This window comes from Bellilinea sp., from assembly GCF_034432615.1.
GTDB lineage: Bacteria > Chloroflexota > Anaerolineae > Anaerolineales > Anaerolineaceae > Bellilinea.
In genome coordinates, this window is sequence record NZ_DAOUBL010000057.1 from 1 (window position 1) to 2,402 (window position 2,402).

Below are 2,402 nucleotides of genomic sequence, written 5' to 3' on the forward strand. Positions count from 1 at the left end.
TGGCAGTCTTTTCGTGCGTTCGTTTGAACGGGCTGAACGAGTATATGCCGCCATGCTGGCGCGCGGTTATGACGGCGAAATTCGCAGTCTGCCGCAGCCGGCGCTCTCCAGCCGCTCCTACCGCTTGCTGGCCGGCGGACTGCTCTTTTACCTGCTGGTGGGGTTGTTTGGCTGGCTGACCAGCGGAGGCGGACATTGAATCCCATTCTCGAAGTCCACAACCTGACCTACACCTACCCGGATGGAAGGCTGGCACTGAATGGCGTTTCGCTGCGGATATGGCCCGGCGAACGGGTAGCCCTGACCGGCCCCAACGGCGCAGGGAAATCCACCCTGCTGCTGGCACTGGCCGGCATTCTGCACGCCGAGGGCAGCATTCTGGTAGAAGGCATCCCGCTCAGCCATGCCAGCCTGCCGCGTCTGCGCGCCCGCCTGGGACTGGTGTTTCAATCGCCGGAAGACCAGCTGTTCTCCCCCACCGTGTTTGAGGATGTGGCTTACGCCCCTTTGTACCAGGGGCTGACCCCTGCGGAAATTACTGCGCGAGCCAGCGAAGCCCTCGCTGCGGTCGGGATGCAGGCATTTGCAGCCCGTATGCCGCACCATCTCAGCATGGGGGAAAAGAAACGGGTTGCGATTGCCACCGTGCTGGCGATGAGACCCGCCATGCTGCTGTTCGATGAACCCAGCGCCGGGCTTGACCCGCGCGCGCGGCGTGAATTAATCCACCTGCTGGAGCAGTTGCCGCAAACCCTGCTGATCGCCACACATGATTTGAATCTGGTTCAGCACATCTGCCCGCGCATGCTGATTCTGGACGAAGGGCGGCTGGTTGCGGACGGTAAAACCGAACATCTCCTGGCGGATGAGGGGTTACTGGTGGCTCACGGCCTGGCCTGACCGGTATGCCTTTCGACCACCTCGCGCAGGGTCGGATCAATCTGGTTGAGCACGGTGGGAATCTGCTCCGGAGGGACATAATATTGCAGCGCCTGCCAGAAGGCATCCTCAAGGATGAAGCGGGCAAAACGCCATTCACCGCTGACCGGCAGCGGCTGGGCAATCGGAATCCACTGTAATGCAGTCCCCCAGGCAGGGTATTTTTGACGCATGTCTTCCTGAGCCAGGTTTGCCGAAGCGGCTCCCAAGGGTAAGCCGCCGCCGGATTGCAGGAGGGCCGCCTGCACCTCCGGCTGGGTCATCCAGCGGATGAACAGCCAGGCGGCCAGTTCGCGTTCGGGCTGGCTGCGCAGAATGCCGTAGGACAGGCCGCCAACCACCACCACTGGCCGGTCACTGACCGGGAAGGGCAGCGCCATCCAGACATCCTGGCTGCCCAAACGCTGCAGGGTTGCGGTGAGAACCGGGATATCCAGCAGGGATGCCGAAAAGTACAACGCCCGGCGGGTGGCAAAGGCTTCTTCCGGGGGGATGCGTCCGAAGAAAGCGCAGCCCTCATCCACCATGCCGCGCAAAAACTCGCCTGCTTGCAGGGTTTGCGGATGATTGAACGACAGGCGCACCGGCTCGCCTCGCAAGGGATTGTTCAACCCAAAGGACTTTAACCACGCGTAAATCGTCCAGCCGTCAGTATCCACCATCCAGCCGCCAGTGCCGTCGTTGCTGCCGGTGCGGTCGGTGTTGTTGGCGCGCGCAGCCGTGCAGGCATGTTGACGAAACTCATCCAGGGTTTCCGGCGGACGGCTAAAACCCAGTTCAGAAGCCCAGCTCAGGTTGTAGAAAAAGACGCGCGCCGTGCGCAGCGCGGGAATGCCCAGCTGCTGACCCTCCGCCTGATCCTGCTGCCAGAAGGCCAGCGGATAATCGGCGCGACGCGCCTCACTCAACCCCCAGCGCGGGTCGAGCAAAAAGTCGTTCAACGGACGAATGCGGTTGCCGTGGGCGTGCCAGAAAAGCAAGTTCTCCGAGGGGGCAATGATCAGATCGGCAATCGGCTCAGCCGAAGGCGAATTTTCCATCCGCTGCGCCAGCACCATACTCGACCCGCTCGATTCGGCCCGTACGCGAATGCCCCACTCATTGCCTTGATTGAAATCACGCACGGCATTTTCCAGCGCGGCAGCCAGGCTGCCCGTCCAGGGGTGCAACAGGCGGATTTCCAGCCCGCGCAAGTCATCCAGCGCGTCCGGCGTGGCTGTCTGCTCCGGTTGAGGCGCAGCCGTTGGTATCAGCGTTGGCAGCACCGCGCGGGTGCGGGTTGTTTGCGGAGTTGCCTCGTCAACCTGCGGCGGCAAAATCGGTGAGCAGGCGCCCAGCAGCAAGCCGAACACAAGCATAACCAGCCAGAGGCAAGGCATGGGAAATGGAATTTTCTCAAGAATACGGCGAGGCAGTCGGCTCATCAATCAAAATCGGTGGGCAGATGTGGGTTGCGGTAATGC

The 2,402-nt window shown here is 61.9% G+C and carries 3 protein-coding genes; 2 read left to right on the forward strand and 1 reads right to left on the reverse strand.

Annotated elements, in window-relative coordinates; genetic code table 11:
* Together VAE48_RS03060 and VAE48_RS03065 are read left to right on the forward strand one after the other, a co-directional pair.
* Positions 1-199, forward strand: a 199-nt coding sequence (locus VAE48_RS03060; RefSeq protein ID WP_322791844.1) for an energy-coupling factor transporter transmembrane component T, incomplete at its 5' end; no start/stop codon positions are given.
* 5 nt (positions 200-204) lie between these two features.
* Positions 205-900: an energy-coupling factor ABC transporter ATP-binding protein gene (locus tag VAE48_RS03065; RefSeq protein ID WP_416181017.1), complete on the forward strand. Its 696-nt coding sequence runs from the start codon at positions 205-207 to the stop codon at positions 898-900.
* Here VAE48_RS03065 and VAE48_RS03070 read toward each other — a convergent pair.
* Positions 885-2,363, reverse strand: a complete 1,479-nt coding sequence (locus VAE48_RS03070; RefSeq protein WP_322791846.1) for an extracellular solute-binding protein — start codon at positions 2,361-2,363, stop codon at positions 885-887. The genes VAE48_RS03065 and VAE48_RS03070 overlap by 16 nt on opposite strands.
* Positions 2,364-2,402 lie beyond the last annotated feature (39 nt).